Source organism: Nonomuraea sp. NPDC050404, assembly GCF_040655495.1.
Taxonomy (GTDB): Bacteria; Actinomycetota; Actinomycetes; order Streptosporangiales; family Streptosporangiaceae; genus Nonomuraea.
This window is the reverse complement of record NZ_JBFAKB010000029.1, coordinates 100,741-115,799: the sequence shown is the minus strand read 5'-3', so window position 1 is coordinate 115,799 and position 15,059 is coordinate 100,741. Positions and strand designations below refer to the sequence as shown.

Genomic DNA, 15,059 nt, shown 5'->3' with positions numbered 1-15,059 from the left:
GGGACAGGAAGCACGCCGGTCGGAGGGGCTGATCGCGCATAAGCTGCGGCGACCGCGTTGAGCCACTGGGGCGGGCCCTCACGGACGAGGCAATCCCAAAGTTCCTGGGGTGTGGGTCGCATGAACCAGATGCCCCGCACCGCAGGCCCCTGATAGAACGCGGTGAGCTGCTGCCTGTAGGGCCCCCACAACACCAGCCACCAGCCTGCCGCCCGCGATTGCACCGCAGCGGCCCAAGCAGATCCCGTCGTGTGATCAACGGGACGGGCGCCGCGCTGCTCGTGTGCGGTCCCAGGCATGTTCGGTGTGACGGTCATCAGGGCCCTCGCGTTTAGAGAGAAAGGGATCACCGCACGTCCTCCGATTACGTGCGTGTTCTTTTCTGTGGTGCCATCATGAGATGGCGTCTGGGACGCGAGAAAGCTGCACTCCACGGTCAAATGAAATGACCGGCTGACCGCAAACAGGTGTTCGCATGAAAAATGATATTGGCCCAGAAGATGGAATGATGTCCGCAAAGCGTCTTTTGGGCGCTCTGATGGCGCATTGGCGTAATCTTCGCGGCTACAGCTTGGGTGACGTCGAGAGAGAGTTGCGTATCGACGGCTCGAACCTGAGCAAGATGGAGCAGGGCAAGCGACTCGTGCCGGAGCCGGTGCTGAAAGATCTTGATCGTTTCTATGAGGCCAGCGGGTTGCTTATCGCCGTCCGGGATCTGGTCATTTCAGTTGACCGTATGACCGGGGTTTCCGGCGAATCGGACATCGGGCATGCTGAAGACGTGGACAAGGTGCGTCGCCAGCTTCTCGCGACCCTCGCGGCCTTGAGCGGAGCAGCGGTGCTCCCGGTTGAGGGGATCGGGAACCTCAGATTTGTCATCGACCGTCATGCCGCTTCGACAAGCGTGCAGGACTGGGAAGAGATCGCCTGGGAATATGCACATCGGCTGAAATCGCAGCCCATCACCGACGTGATCTACGATCTGACGCTGGACGTGGCTGATCTGCAGAAGATCTTCGGATCGGTCGACCGCACTGCCGGTTGGGGGCGGGTGGACGCACAGTTCAAGTTCCTGCTCGCCCGCGCTCTCGGATTGGCCGGGCAATCGCGGGAAGCTCGCCACTGGTGGAACACGGCCAGACACGCCGCCCAAGAGAGCGGAGATCGCCAACTGGTGGCGCTATGCCGAGGCTGGGAGAGCACGCACGGCATGCATGAAAACCGACCACCGGCCTTGCTGCTCGCTCACACGGAGGAGGCCCTCGCGGTGGTCGACGGTGTCCCCTGCGCAGGGGCCGCCGAAGCGCTGACGGCCCAGGCCCAAATCCGGTCCATGCTGGGGGACGATGCTGGCGCCCGCAGGTCGCTGGACCAGCAGGCTCGGATCTTCGAACGACTGCCCGCGTCGGTGACTGAAGACCGGGGCTCACTCTTCGGCTGGCCGGTCACCCGCATGCTGCATACCCGCGCATATGTCGCCACCCGAGGTGATCACGGCAACGCGGCCCAGGTGCAGGAGGAGGCACTCAACGCCTACGCGCCGACTGATCTGCGCGCGATCACCCAGGTAAAGCTCTACCAAGCCAGGGCGCAGGTTGCCGGCGGAGATGTCGGCCAAGGGATGGCTCACGCCCGAGACGCTCTTGGGGAACTTCCGCCCGATCAGCGCACCCTGTTCACGCACTACAGCGCGACGCTGGTACTCCATGCTGTCCCGGCCGAGCTGGATCGCCGGGCTCGTCCGGCGGTTGAGGAGTATCGAGAGCTCCTGGCGCTGCCGCAGCCCTCCCAGAAAGTGCGTGATCAATGACTATCGATTTTCGACATCGCCTGGGCCCGGACGCCGCCGAGGCAGTGTTGAGCGTGGACTATGTGGACACCTACGAGCTGATCTACTCCGAGCCGCCCTACAGCGGCCTCTCCCCGTACACGCGCGCCGAATTCGTGGCACGGACGACTGCTCAGATGAAGCGTCCAGGCTTCGAACTGGTGACGGCGCAGGATGGGGCGGCCCTTGTCGGCTTCTGTATCGGGTTGACCATGGAAGCAGGTCGCTGGTGGGGCGGTGCGACAACCGGTGCACCGAGCGAGGTGCTCGACTCGCCCAAGGCAGCCATCATCGAGTTGATTCTTCGCAAGGAACACCGCGGTCGAGGCCTCGGCAAGCGGCTCCTGAGCGAGATGCTCGCCGGCCGCACCGAGCCGTATGCAACCCTGGCAGCTCACCCCTCCGCCGCAGCGCACGCGATGTACGAGCGGTGGGGATGGCAATCAGCAGGCCCATCGCAACCCGTGGCGGACGGCCCCACACTGGACCTGATGGTTCTGAACCTTCGCGAGGAATCCTAATCCGACCCGAGCCATGGGGCGAAGATCCCTCCATCGGCAGCTTGATCACGGAGAACTCGCGGAGGTGCGCGGCAGCCGTCGTCCGGTCCTCTGCCTATGGCTGGCTGTGTTAATCGCCGGAATCGGATCCTTTGCGACAATCTTGGCGTCTCGGTCGTCCACCCGTCGCTGGCATTACGGCGGTCAGCTCGGTCACCGTGGTACTACGTGACCACCGTCTCCCGAGCAGAATGTTCTTTTGCAGCGAAGGTTGAGCATTGTCATCGAAGGTTGAGTGGCCGCCAGGTTTCTCACCGATGGTTGAGCGCGCAGGTCGGAGCGCTGCATCGAAGGTCCGGGCGGGGAACCGCTACGGCCCCAGGCACCTGCGCGGCCGTGCCGCCACTCCTTGAAGTGCTGCACAGCCCTTCCACCTGCGGTTTCCCCTCACTCAAGGTTCAGTGAGAACGCTCAAACTTCGCTGCGAGCGGTCACAGAAGGTGCGCTAGTGGCCGGTGACGGGCGTTGCCCGGAAGCTGCCCGAAACAGCCGTGACCTGCGAAAACATGTGCTCTGAAGGTCTTCCGGGGATGGGAGGTGCGAGAGTTCGGGTCGCTATCTCGTAGTGCGGTCACACCAGATGCTCGTGCGAGCATTTGACCGGTTCGGCGGGCCACCGACGGTGGTTGAGGGGCCGGGAGCCTGCGAGTGGTGACGTCTGGCGGAGCCGCGCCAGGGGTGGCATTGCCGAAGCTTTGCTGGACGGCTTGTCTTAACTCGGGGGTCGCGGCAGGTATTTGGAATAGTGACAGGGATCGGTGGCCCGGCACTTCGGGGGCCACACCCGCATGACCAAACCGATGACGACTACCTCAACCGCTTCCACGTTCACCAACTCTTCCACTGTTTCTGGGCCTGCCACGGCCGGCCCCTCATCTATCGCATCCGAACCAGACGCACGCGAGCCTGACGTCCGACTGGTTCGCCCGGCACACGACGCGAAGCGGAGGCATCTGCCGCAGTCGGTGTGGCTGGCGGCAGCCGACACCGAAGCGGTCGCGACCTGCCCGGCGGGCTGCTGCCATCCGGCCAGCGGCCCGCTGGCCCGGCATCTGGTCGCGGCGTGCGTTCAGCCGGGCGAGACCGTGGTCCATCTCGGGGCGAGCGATCACCAACTCGCCTCGGCAGCGCTGACGGCGGGCTGCTTGCCGGTGGCCGTGTTCACTGACGCGGCCCTGGCGGGCGTGTCCTGGGCTTGTCTGGCCCGCATCCACGCCCATCACGACTTGGAGGCCGCCGAGCTCCGCGTCACCGATCCTGACGAGTCTCCGGCGCTGGCCGATCTCGCAGGCAGTGCGGGGTTGGTCGTGGCGGAGCAGACCTGCTGGCAACCCCTGGGCCGGTCCACCGGACGGCCGAATTCAGAGACCGGAGCCGAGGTTTTCGGCGTCGCCTGTGCGGCGGAGCTGATCCAGCTCGGCGGGCATCTGGTGGTGGTCACCGGCCTGCACCAGGAAGAGAGGGTGGCCGATCCGGTGCCGGAGATCATCGCTCTCGCCCGCGCGGCAGGGCTGGTGTATCTGCGGCACATCATCACCCAGCGGCATCCCGCGCGGGGCGAACGGATCGGCCTGGATCTGTCCCGCCGAGCCCAGGCCGCGATCGAGGAGCCGCCGGGGTACGCCGAGTTGCCGCCGAACACCCGCACCCACAGCGGCCTGGTCATCTTCACCAAGCCCAGGAGGTCCGCGGGTTCACCGAACCTGAGGGATCTTCGAGCTGAGCGCGAGCTGGAGTAGCGCCGATGGTTCCCGGCGTCCTGGCCCGCAATTCGGGCCGGGCGCTGGGGCGCGGCGTGAACCTACGGATTCTGGCTTGACGCGGGCCATGGAGGTGGGCGTCGATACCGCCGCCACCAGCCCGCCCGCACCGGAACCCCGTGGTGATGGGGCTGTGGCCGCCCGTCCATGAACGGCCGGTCACACCCCACCCCGGGATGCCGGACAGGACCGGGCGGGGGCGTAGCGCCCACCACAGCCCGCCATGACCGAAGGGGTCGCGCATCCGACGCGTCCCTGTTCATCAACATCACGGAGGTGATGCATGACCACCAGCACAACCCCACCCGGCCCCTCGACACAGCAGGAGCCGGAGGTGATCAGCCTGCTCGCGGCCGGTCGGTTGCTCGGCCTGAGCCGTTCCACGATCTACCGCCTCGCCAAGGCAGGGACGTTTCCGTGCCGGGTGCTGCGCATCGGCGGCCGGTACGCGGTGCCGGTACGCGGGCTGCGGACGCTACTCGACCACACCAACCAGGACGGCAGCCAGAGCCGTCCGGCATGCGAGGAAGGATGACTACGATGACGAAAGATGCCAAGAGGGCGGCGGGCAAGGAGTTGACCGTCGCTAAGGGCACCACGTTCAAGATCTGCAGGTGCATCGACCCCGAGACGGGCAAGAACATCAGCAAGACCTGTCCCAAGCTGCGCCGCTCGCATGGGGAGGGCGGCGGCCGGTGGAGCACCACCCACGGAACCTGGGCCTACCAGCTCGAACTCCCCGCCCACGCCGACGGCAAGCGACGTAACCCGCTGCGGCGCAGCGGGTTCACCACGTTGGAGGATGCCGAGGGCGAGCTGGATCACGCCCGTGGCCTGCTCATGCTCGACGCCGATCCGGCCGTGCGGCGGCAGATCACCCAGTTGATGCTGTCGGTTCTGAAGGACACCCGGGGCCTGCCGGATACCGAGGAGGTGCGGCGTAAGGTCCGCACCCACCAGGACCTGAACCGGCACATCACGGTGGCCGAGTGGCTGGAGGAGTTCCTCAAGCGCAAGCGGTCGATCGAGGCGACCACGAAACGCTCCTACGAGTCCCACGTGCGGCTCTACCTGAAGCCGTACCTGGGGGAGATCCGGCTGGACAGGTTGCGGGTCTCCGACATCGCGGGCATGTTCGACGCGATCGAGGAGTTCAACGACATCATCGCCACCGAACGCGCCAGCGGCGACCCGGCCCGCATCACCTCGGTCCGGTACCGGCGGCCGGTCGGCCCGACCACCCTGCACCGCATCCGGGCGACGTTGCGGCACGCGCTGAACATCGCGATCAGCCAGGACCGGCTGCTGGACTTCAACCCGGCCGCCGTGGTCGAGCTGGCGCCCGCCGTCCGCCCTAAGCCGGTCATCTGGACGCAGGAGAAGGTCACCCAGTGGCGCAAAGACCATGCCGGGCACGTGGACCGGCTCAAGCGGGCCCGCGCGGGCAAGCGGGTGGACCCGATCGCCGCCTACATCGGCGCGACCCGGCCGTCGCCGGTGATGGTATGGACACCCGAGCAGACCTCGGCGTTCCTCGCCTACGCGCGCCGCGACCGGCTGTTCGCTCTGTATCGGCTGATCGCGGTACGCGGTCTGCGGCGCGGTGAAGGAGTGGGAGTGCGCTGGCCGGACGTCATCTTCGAAAAGGGCAGGATCGGCGTGCACTGGCAGATCACCCAGCTCGGCTGGGACCCGATCCAGGGCACCCCGAAGACCGACGCCAGCGACCGCGAGATCGCCGTCGACGCCGAAACGATGGCGATCCTGAAAGAACACAAGAAGCGCCAGACCAGCGAGCGGCTGGCCGCGGGCGAGGACTGGATGAACTCGGGGTTCGTCTTCACCGACGAGATCGGCCGTCCACTGCACCCGCAGCAGGCCACCGACCGCTTCTACTGGCTGTGCTACCAGGCCGGGCTGCCACCGATCCGGCTCCACGATCTCCGCCATGGCGCGGCCACCACGATGCTCGCCGCCGGGGTGGACATCAAGATCGTGCAGGAGACGCTCGGACACAAGTCCTCGGCCTTCACCCGCGACACCTATACCAGCGTCTACCCCGAAGCAGCCGCCGCAGCAGCCGAGGCGACGGCAGCGCTGCTCGCCGTACAACCGTTGCCCGCGCCGACATCGTTGCCGTCGGTGCCCCGCACCACCCGATCCGGAGCAGAGAACGGGCCGGGTGATGCCGGTGGGTCGGTGATCCAGCTACCACCGGCGCGACGGCCCCGCTAACCTTCGGGAGGCAGATGTGGTCGGGGAGGCGGGTCGGTCGACCTGCCTCCCCGATCTTCTTGCCGCATTGCCTTCTGTGTTGTCAGGGGTATCGGGGCCACCTGTCCAGCCAGATGTCGATGATCGGGTTGTCCGGCTCGTCGCATTGTCCGATGTGCTCGCGCAGCAGTTGGTCCCAGACGGCGCGTGCTTGTGGATAGCGACCTCGTGCTGTTTCTTCACGGTGGCCGGTGCAGGCGCGTCGCAGCACCAGATAGTGTCCGCCCTGGCAGGCGAACTCCAGTGCGCCGCAGCGGCATAGGCCCCTGGTTCGAGGTGGGTCGCCGGTTGAGCTGTGGTACGGCTCCCACTTGATCATGGTGTTTCGTCTCGACGGTCTGCGTCGTACACGACTGGATTCGGACCCACCGTCCAGATAGGGCCCAAGGGCATGCTCCTTACTGGTACTGAGAGGGCCGGTCAGGTGGGACGGAGGCCGCAGCCGTGCCTGTGGCGCAGAAGCGCATCCGCGTCGAGCTGCGTCCGTCCGCGCGGCGAGGCGGGTTGGTGGAGGGGGAGGTCATGCCGCCGATTGAAGCCCTAGCCCCGTTTTCCGCATGTGAGTGATCTTCAGCGGAGGTCTCGTGGATCGATGTCTAGAAGGTCCAGGAGATGGAGTTGGAGGTCGGTGGGTTGCGGGATGGTCGAGGGTGATTGGGGTGCCGTTAACGAATGTGTTATCGGCCGCCAAAAGGCCTATGGCCTGGCTTGTTAGTTGGACGCGTGGTCCCGGCGTCGGCGTGCGGCGCGGATCTCGGCGTCGGCGATCTTGTCGTCGAGCAACGCGTACAGCTGCGTCGTCTCGGTGGAGGCGTGGCCGAGGCGGCGGCGGACGGCCTCGATGGAGACGCCCGCATTGATGAGTTCGGTCGCGTGGGCGTGGCGCAGCTGGTGGATGTCGATCTCGACTCCGGCCTGCGCGCAGTAGGTCTGCCAGCGGTGGTGGGCGGCATCGTAGGACAGCGGGCCCCCGCGGCCGTTGATGGAGGCGCGAAACAGCGGCCCGGCGCTGTAGCCGGCGCGGTACAGGTAGAGCTTGAGCAAGGTGACGTAGCCGCGATCGTCGAGCAGGACGGTGCGGACGCTGCCGCCCTTACCGTGGACGCGGACGTGTTCGTCGTCCAGCCGCAGATCGAGGTCCTCGACGTACAGGCCGCAAACTTCGGAGGCGCGGGCGCCGCACACGTAGGCGGTCTCGAACAGCACCCGATCGCGCAGCCGGTCCAGCGGCAGATCTTTACGCGGCCGCCGCGAGCAGATCACCGCCAGCACCTTGGCCACGTCGGCGGCCGCGGCCGGACGGGGCAGGCGCTTGGGCACCTTGACGGTGTCGATGCGGTCCATCGGGTTGGCGGCCAGCAGGTTGTGGCGGACGGCCCACTTGGCGAAGGAGGCGACGGCGGCGCGCTTACGCTTGCGGCTGGCCGGCGACAGCCAAACGAGAGCGGATCGCGGTGGTGCGCGAGCAGATCCGACGACCGTGGGACTGAACATCTCAACAGCCAGCGCGTCCGTGAATCACCCGCATGCAATATCGCAACAGCCACGGTTCCTGCGCGGGTGTCCCACTCGCGCCGCCGATAGCCGTTGCGCGAGTTGACGCGCTGCTCCGACACCTCGCCGTAGCCGCCGGTGCCGTAGGGCTGCTCGACCTCGGCGTCCATCATCATCTGCGCCATCCGCACGACCATCTCACGCAGCACATCGGGCGAGGCGGTGGCGAGGGTCTCGTCGAACCACTCACCCTGAGCAGGCAGAATGTCTTTAGCGGCCACTTCTCGTTCTCCTTCTTATGCCTTCGACAGCTGTGAAGGATCGCGGAGTGGCCGCCCTCATGTCACATCGATCTTCCCGCACGGGCATTAAGGTGACGAACAGGTCCAAATCAGTACACCACCCCCGTGGACGCTAACGTCACCAGCAGACCGGAACCTCGCGCAGGCGGCCGGTGAGCAGTCCGTCCACGCGCTCCAGTTGCGTTTCCGGCACGGCTAAGTCCAGAGTCGGCAGTCTATGTAGCAGCACCTCCAGTACAACCTGTAGCTCGGTGCGGGCCAGCACTTGCCCTAGACACGTGTGCGCACCGACGCCGAAGGTCATGTGCGGGTTGGGATTGCGGGCCAGTTGGAACTGCGTGGCGTCTTCGAACACGTCCTCGTCGCGGTTGGCCGAAGTTTTCTCGCAGATTACGGTGCTGCCCTTGGGTATGCGGATGCCGCTGACCTCAGTCTCGTCCCTCAGGTATCGGGGGTCGCCGAAGCCGGCGTTGGCATCCATCCGCAGCGACTCCTCCACAGCGGTGCGCACGAGCGAAGGGTCGGCCAATAGCGTCTCCCATCGGATGCGTTCGGCCAGTAGCATGGCTACCATCTTGCCGACCATGCTCGCGGTGGTGTCGTGCCCCGCGATCAGCAGGGCTATGCCAGCGCCTAGTATCTGTGAGTCGGGTAGCCCGCCGTCCTCAGGTCCGCCCTCCGCAATCAGCTTGCTCAGCAGGTCGTCTCCCGGGGCGGCGCGCTTGGCGGCGATGTGGTCGGACAGGTACTGGAAAAACTCGACCTGCGCGGCGTCGATCTCCGACTTTTCGTAGCGGGTGAGGTTGAGCATGGCGTCCGACCAGGAGGAGATACGGTGTTGGTCGGCGCTGGGCACACCGAGCATGTCGCAGATCACGTAAGCCGACAGCGGGAAACCCAATGCAGCCTGCAGGTCCGCGGGAGCACCGCGCGCGACCATGTCGTCGATCAGGGTTTCGGCGGTCTGCGCTATAGCGGGCCGTAGCGCGTTCATCCGCGTGGTGGTGAACCACTTGATAACCAGCCGCCGCCAGTGCTGGTGCTCTTCCTTGCCGTCGGGCAGGATCGCGATCAACTGACTGTTGAGCACTCCACCATCTTCGGTGGTCGACAGCCGGGCCGCGTCGGGCTCGGTCAGCCGCCAGGTGAAGCGGGGATCGGAGAGAACCTGCTTGATGTCCTCGTAGCGGGTCAGCAGCGTCGCCGGGTCGCCGCTGGGTAGTGTCACCTGAGCGACGGGACGTCTCTGGCGCAGCTCTGCCCATTCGGCGGGAGGGTCGAGTGCGGCGTTGCCGCTGAACGGATAGTTCAAGATTTGTTCGTTGGTACTCATGCGATACCTCCTTTGAGGCACCTCGCGGATGTCGTCATCCCGGCACTGCTGATGGGCCAGTCAAGGGTGGCCGGCATGGGGCGCTCACTGTCGCCTCTGCGCTGAGCACCTCCCACGCCTCAGCGTGGCGTCAGCCTTTATGTTGCTCGGTGGTCCGCGGCACCGCCGTCAGCGGAAGTTCGGGACTGCCTACTCGCTCGTGGCCGGATGGGCGTGCGTCGCGTTACGCAGGTCGTGCCGCAACTCACGGGGCAGCGAGAAAATCATGTGTTCGGTCACGGGTGTGATGTCTTCGACCTCCTCGAAACCATACTTCGCGAGGTGGACGAGCACTCCTTGGACGAGTTCCTCTGGCACCGACGCGCCGCTGGTCACTCCAATGGTGCTGACCTCGAGTAACCAGCTCTCATCGATCTCGTTGGCATGATCGACGAGGTAGGCGGCGGCGGTCCCATGCTCGCGTGCCACTTCCACCAGGCGTACGGAGTTCGATGAATTCGCCGATCCCACAACGATGACCAGTTGGGCGCGGGCGGCGATCTCCTTGACTGCCGTCTGTCTGTTTTGCGTGGCGTAGCAGATGTCGTCGGATGGGGGATCGGTCAGCATCGGGAATCGCTCACGTAGCTTGGTTACAGTGGCGAGGGTCTCGTCCACCGACAAGGTGGTCTGGGCCAACCACGCCACTTTGTTGGGGTCGTGCACCTGTATGGACGCCGCTACGTCGGTGCCGTCCACCAGATGGATATGTTGGGGAGCCTCACCCATCGTCCCCACGACCTCTTCATGACCTTCATGTCCAATCAGCAGAATGTCGTACCCCTCCGCCGCGAAGCGTGCGGCTTCCTTATGGACCTTTGTCACCAGGGGGCAGGTCGCATCGATGGTGCGCAGTCGAAACGTGGCGGCCTCCTCACGGACGGCGGGTGCGATGCCGTGGGCGGAGAAGATTAGGGTCGCTCCGGGCGGTACTTCCTCGGTCGTGTCCACAAAGACAGCGCCCAACGTTTCCAGTCGTTGAACGACGTATACGTTGTGTACGATCTGTTTTCGCACGTAGATGGGTGCTCCGTAAGTTTGGAGCGCGTATTCGACGGTCTTGACGGCGCGATCGACCCCGGCACAGTAGCCGCGAGGTGTCGCGAGCAGGATACGGCGAGGCATGAAAGCACCTTTCATCATCGTGCTTGCCAGGAAGAGCTATTCGGCTGAAGAGGTATCGTCCGCCCCTTGTGCAAGGCAGAGCGCCTCTTCAATCAGCGTTTCGACGATCTGCGACTCGGAAACAGTCTTGACGACTTGCCCCTTGACAAAGATTTGCCCCTTTCCGTTGCCAGCGGCTACTCCGAGGTCTGCCTCGCGTGCTTCGCCAGGGCCGTTGACGACGCATCCCATGACAGCGACCCGAAGAGGGATGGGAAAGTCCTGGAAGGCAGCGTTGACCTGCTCGGTCAGTTTGTAGACATCGACCTGTGCGCGCCCGCAGGAGGGGCAGGAGATGATCTCGAGGCGGCGTTCGCGTAAGCCGAGGGCCTCCAGGATTTGAATGCCCACCTTGACTTCATCGACGGGAGGCGCTGATAGGGACACCCGGATGGTGTCGCCGATGCCCTCCGCCAACAGCACGCCGAACGCCACCGCCGACTTGATCGTCCCTTGGAACGCCGGGCCCGCTTCCGTCACCCCCAAATGCAAGGGGTAATCACACTTCGCTGCCAGTTGCCGGTACGCCTCAATCATCACCATGGGATCGTGGTGCTTAACCGAAATTTTGATGTCGTGGAAGTCGTGCTCTTCGAACAGTGAGCATTCCCACAGAGCACTCTCCACGAGCGCCTCCGGTGTCACCTGGCCATACCGTTCGAGGATCCGCTTGTCGAGAGATCCGGCGTTCACGCCGACCCGTATGGGCGTTCCGGAGTCCATCGCCGCACGGGCTATCTCCCCGACCTTGTCATCGAATCGCTTGATGTTGCCTGGATTGACCCGTACGGCAGCACAGCCGGCCTCGATCGCCGCGAAGACGTACTTCGGCTGGAAGTGGATGTCGGCGATGACGGGGATCTGGGACTTCTTCGCGACCTGCGGGAGGGCTTCGGCATCGTCCTGGGACGGCACCGCGACGCGGACGATCTGGCAGCCGGCCGCGGTGAGTTCAGCGATCTGCTGCAAAGTGGCGTTTACATCGGCGGTAACCGTCGTGGTCATCGACTGCACGGTCACCGGCATGCCACCGCCCACTGGAACGTCGCCGACCATGATCATGCTTGAGCTCCGGCGGCGGATGATCCCACCAGGCGGCGGCACCGGCATGCCGAGCGAGACGGCGTTCACGACGATTCCTTGGCCGACGGCCTTGATGCCGGAAGGTCGGCCAGGTCATGCATGTTCATCGGCCTCCTGCCATGGTGCCGAGCCCCGTAGGCTGCTCCGCCGTCACAGAGCAAGCCCATGAGGACGAGGGCGAAGCGCTGAGGGGTGAGTCCGATCTCCTCAAGGATCTCCGCGCGGCCGGCATGGCCGAGAAAGCGTTGCGGAATGCCGAACGTACGAACCGGCACATCCACGTCATGATCCCTGAGGAGCCTCGCGACGGCGTCGCCCACGGCCCCCACCTGGCCGTTGTCTTCGACAACGGCTACCAGGCGAGCCAGCGCGGCGGCATCGACGAGCGCGGGATCGAGAGGCTTGACCCACAGTGGATCGATCACCATTATCTGCGGACCGTCATCGAGGCGCAGGAGGCGAGCAGCCCGCACACAGACCTCAGCCATGGGCCCTACGGCGATCAGAAGGATAGGTGCCAGATCCGGCGAGCCGTCGGTACGCAGGAGAATGTCCATTCCGCCGAGATTGCCGATAGGCACCATATCTGTCGGGACTGGGCCTTTCGGATATCGGATGGCGGTAGGCCCATCTCCATCCGCAACGCACTCTCTGAGGAGCCTGCGCAGGCGGGCGGCGTCGCGCGGGACTGCGATCCGCAGGCCGGGAACGAGGCTGAGCAATGAGAGATCCCACATCCCGTGGTGACTCGCGCCATCGTTCCCGGTGATCCCGGCACGGTCGAGCGCGAAGGTCACGGGAAGCCTGTGCAGCGCCACATCCATGAGCACTTGGTCGAACGCCCGGTTGAGGAAGGTCGCGTAGATCGCTACTACAGGGTGCAGACCGCCAAGGGCGAGACCGGCCGCGGAGGTGACGGCGTGCTGCTCCGCGATGCCGACATCAAAGACGCGATCGGGGAACCGCTTGGCAAATGAGGCCAGTCCAGTGGGATGCAACATGGCCGCGGTGATCGCGACAACGTCAGGGCGCTCGGAACCAATATCGGCCAGTTCGTCACTGAAAACCTGGGTCCACGTGAGCCCTGGCTTGCGTAGCTGCTGGCCAGTCTCCGGATCGAAGGCGCCGGGCCCGTGGAGGCAGTCCTCCACATCATCCTCCGCGGGGGCATAGCCACGCCCCTTCCTCGTGATGCAGTGGATGATCACAGGCCCGCCGAACCCGCGTGCCGTTCTGAGCGCTTGTTCTACTCCAGGAATGTCATGTCCGTCGATGGGGCCGACGAACTTGATGCCCAGGTCCTCGAACAGAGCCTGGGGCGCCAGCAGGTCCTTGACGCCCTTCTTTATGCCGTGCAGCGCCTCATACATCGATGCTCCGACGACAGGGGCATGGGGCACGGTGCGTTTGATGAGATCGAGCGCGTGCTCATATCCTGGGTTCAGGCGAAGTGAGGCCAGGTGCGTGGCCAGCCCGCCGATGGTCGGTGAGTATGAGCGGCCGTTGTCGTTCACCACGATGACGACCTGCCTGCCGCTTCCAGCTGCGACGTTGTTCAACGCCTCCCACGCCATCCCGCCGGTCAGCGCTCCGTCGCCCACGACCGCGACCACAGTCCGCTCACGCTTGTCAGTCAGCTCGAACGCCTTGGCCAGGCCATCAGCGTAGGACAGCGCGGTTGAGGCGTGAGAATTCTCGATGATGTCGTGCTCAGATTCGGCCTGGCTCGGATAGCCGGACAGGCCACCGCGCTGCCTGAGCGTCGCGAAGCCCGGCCCCCGGCCTGTGAGCAGCTTGTGCACATACGTCTGGTGACCGGTGTCGAACAGAATGCTGTCGCGGGGGGAGTCGAATACCCGGTGCAGGGCGATGGAGATCTCGACGATGCCGAGGTTCGGCCCCAGGTGCCCGCCCGTCTTCGACACCGCCTCGACCAGGAAACGCCGGATTTCACCCGCGAGGACGGGTAACTGCGCTGGCTCCAGCGAGCGTAGATCCGCCGGGCTGCGAAGGCTCTCCAACAACATAGGATTTCCTCGTCTCTGCCACGTCATTCCGCTGTGGGAACCGTCGACACACCTGCTCGCCCGCACGAGTGAGTGTCGTCGGCCCGCAGTGCTACTCGAGCAGATCCCACCACCATGAGGCCGTGGGCAGGGGAATCGGCTCCGCCGACCCGGGCGGCGGGGTGTCGACGATGGGCAGGGTGTAGGTGACACCGTCCGGTGTCTTGCCGTCCGGGTTGCGGTAGCGCTGGGTGCGCGGGCAGAGGTACCAGTCGAGGACGCCGCGGATGTTCGGGCCCACCCCGTCGAGATAGGTACGCATTGCCGTACTCGCTCCCGGCCTGAGCTGGTCCATCATGCGTACCGCGAAGTGCATCGCCCGATTGTGATAGGACGCTGCGAGCTCCAGTGCTTCGGACAGACCGCAGCCCGAGTGGTGCATGATCAGGCCGACGATGTTGAACGGGACGGTGGAACCGTCATGATCGGTCTGGGTATGCCGGACGTCCCACAACTCCTTGCCGTAGGACGCCAAGTCGTTGTCGCACCCGTGCATGAACGCCCAGGCCTCGTGCAGCGCGCGTACGGCGGGTACGTCCCACTCGTGGCTCGGCACCTCGCAGTCGCGGGTCAGCTCGACCATGGCGGCCGACGGCGGGGTCCCCACCGCCCCGCCGCGCAGAGTGACGTACTCGTTGAGCCCCGGATAGGTCCCGGCCAGTAAGTATGACTGGTGCAGGACGACACTGAAGAAGTGCGTGCGGTGCCCCTGCACCCACCGCCGGAAGACCCCGGGCGGAGCGAGGTCGTGGCAGCGCTGCGCGATGTCGCACCAGGCGTCGGCGAACGGGCTGCCGCGCTCCAGTAGGCCGGAGTCCGGCACTTCGAGCGTACGCAGCATGCGCGCCAGCATCTCGCTAAGCCGCCCCAGGTCACGGCCGACCGGCCCGAGTTCGGTGTACATGTCGTCCACGACCGCGTAGTAGACCGCCCAGTCGATGACGAGTTGCACCGACTCGTCGCTGCCCACGGGGTAGGACATCGCGAGTCCCTCGGCCCAGTTACCGATGGCCAAGAGCGCCCGCTCCTGCTCGCCGCCGCTCATTCCCACCTTGTCCAGCCATTCCACGCAGCGCTGTGACAGCTCCGGTTGCCTGGGGTGGATGGCGAAGGGGTACGGGCAGTACAGCGGCGGGATATCGATGTGGATCGACAT

11 protein-coding genes and 1 pseudogene are annotated in these 15,059 nt (G+C 65.3%); 5 read left to right on the top strand and 7 right to left on the bottom strand.

What is annotated here, in order from left to right; all coding sequences use genetic code 11:
• The first annotated feature begins 475 nt into the window (after positions 1-475).
• The 5 genes from AB0I81_RS50885 (at position 476) to AB0I81_RS50865 (ending at position 6,383) form a co-directional block, all read left to right on the top strand.
• Complete coding sequence (locus tag AB0I81_RS50885; RefSeq protein ID WP_360674506.1) at positions 476-1,810, top strand: helix-turn-helix transcriptional regulator; 1,335 nt, start codon at positions 476-478, stop codon at positions 1,808-1,810.
• A complete protein-coding gene (locus tag AB0I81_RS50880; protein ID WP_360674503.1) occupies positions 1,807-2,349 on the top strand; it encodes a GNAT family N-acetyltransferase in 543 nt (180 codons plus the stop codon). Before AB0I81_RS50885 ends, AB0I81_RS50880 begins: the two co-directional genes overlap by 4 nt.
• Before the next feature lie 1,004 nt (positions 2,350-3,353).
• Positions 3,354-4,127, top strand: a complete 774-nt coding sequence (locus AB0I81_RS50875; RefSeq protein ID WP_360674500.1) for a hypothetical protein — start codon at positions 3,354-3,356, stop codon at positions 4,125-4,127.
• 304 nt (positions 4,128-4,431) lie between these two features.
• Positions 4,432-4,683 carry a helix-turn-helix domain-containing protein gene (locus AB0I81_RS50870; RefSeq protein WP_360674496.1) on the top strand — a complete coding sequence of 84 codons (252 nt, stop codon included), beginning with the start codon at positions 4,432-4,434 and terminating at the stop codon, positions 4,681-4,683.
• A 5-nt stretch (positions 4,684-4,688) separates the two neighbouring features.
• Positions 4,689-6,383 carry a tyrosine-type recombinase/integrase gene (locus tag AB0I81_RS50865; protein ID WP_360674493.1) on the top strand — a complete coding sequence of 565 codons (1,695 nt, stop codon included), beginning with the start codon at positions 4,689-4,691 and terminating at the stop codon, positions 6,381-6,383.
• 750 nt (positions 6,384-7,133) lie between these two features.
• On the opposite strand, the gene AB0I81_RS50860 is transcribed toward AB0I81_RS50865, so the two are convergent.
• The 7 genes and pseudogenes from AB0I81_RS50860 to AB0I81_RS50830 form a co-directional block, all read right to left on the bottom strand.
• Positions 7,134-7,916: a tyrosine-type recombinase/integrase gene (locus tag AB0I81_RS50860; RefSeq protein WP_360674490.1), complete on the bottom strand. Its 783-nt coding sequence runs from the start codon at positions 7,914-7,916 to the stop codon at positions 7,134-7,136.
• Positions 7,917-7,966: 50 nt separating this feature from the next.
• A pseudogene (locus AB0I81_RS50855) lies at positions 7,967-8,197 on the bottom strand (transposase); the annotation flags it as partial.
• A 139-nt stretch (positions 8,198-8,336) separates the two neighbouring features.
• Positions 8,337-9,551 carry a cytochrome P450 gene (locus tag AB0I81_RS50850; RefSeq protein WP_360674487.1) on the bottom strand — a complete coding sequence of 405 codons (1,215 nt, stop codon included), beginning with the start codon at positions 9,549-9,551 and terminating at the stop codon, positions 8,337-8,339.
• 189 nt (positions 9,552-9,740) lie between these two features.
• Complete coding sequence (locus AB0I81_RS50845; protein WP_360674485.1) at positions 9,741-10,715, bottom strand: 4-hydroxy-3-methylbut-2-enyl diphosphate reductase; 975 nt, start codon at positions 10,713-10,715, stop codon at positions 9,741-9,743.
• A gap of 36 nt (positions 10,716-10,751) precedes the next feature.
• Positions 10,752-11,864, bottom strand: a complete 1,113-nt coding sequence (ispG, locus tag AB0I81_RS50840; RefSeq protein ID WP_360674631.1) for a flavodoxin-dependent (E)-4-hydroxy-3-methylbut-2-enyl-diphosphate synthase — start codon at positions 11,862-11,864, stop codon at positions 10,752-10,754.
• A 17-nt stretch (positions 11,865-11,881) separates the two neighbouring features.
• Entirely contained in the window at positions 11,882-13,864 is a 1,983-nt protein-coding gene (dxs, locus tag AB0I81_RS50835; protein ID WP_360674482.1) for a 1-deoxy-D-xylulose-5-phosphate synthase, read from the bottom strand.
• A gap of 91 nt (positions 13,865-13,955) precedes the next feature.
• Positions 13,956-15,059: a terpene synthase family protein gene (locus tag AB0I81_RS50830; protein ID WP_360674479.1), complete on the bottom strand. Its 1,104-nt coding sequence runs from the start codon at positions 15,057-15,059 to the stop codon at positions 13,956-13,958.

Coding starts and splice junctions, on each gene's coding strand:
- AB0I81_RS50885 (WP_360674506.1), top strand. CDS start 476: ATGAAAAATGATATTGGCCCAGAAGATGGAATGATGTCCGCAAAGCGT.
- AB0I81_RS50880 (WP_360674503.1), top strand. CDS start 1,807: ATGACTATCGATTTTCGACATCGCCTGGGCCCGGACGCCGCCGAGGCA.
- AB0I81_RS50870 (WP_360674496.1), top strand. CDS start 4,432: ATGACCACCAGCACAACCCCACCCGGCCCCTCGACACAGCAGGAGCCG.
- AB0I81_RS50865 (WP_360674493.1), top strand. CDS start 4,689: ATGACGAAAGATGCCAAGAGGGCGGCGGGCAAGGAGTTGACCGTCGCT.
- AB0I81_RS50860 (WP_360674490.1), bottom strand. CDS start 7,916: ATGTTCAGTCCCACGGTCGTCGGATCTGCTCGCGCACCACCGCGATCC.
- AB0I81_RS50850 (WP_360674487.1), bottom strand. CDS start 9,551: ATGAGTACCAACGAACAAATCTTGAACTATCCGTTCAGCGGCAACGCC.
- AB0I81_RS50845 (WP_360674485.1), bottom strand. CDS start 10,715: ATGCCTCGCCGTATCCTGCTCGCGACACCTCGCGGCTACTGTGCCGGG.
- ispG (WP_360674631.1), bottom strand. CDS start 11,864: ATGCCGGTGCCGCCGCCTGGTGGGATCATCCGCCGCCGGAGCTCAAGC.
- dxs (WP_360674482.1), bottom strand. CDS start 13,864: ATGTTGTTGGAGAGCCTTCGCAGCCCGGCGGATCTACGCTCGCTGGAG.
- AB0I81_RS50830 (WP_360674479.1), bottom strand. CDS start 15,059: ATGTCGATCCACATCGATATCCCGCCGCTGTACTGCCCGTACCCCTTC.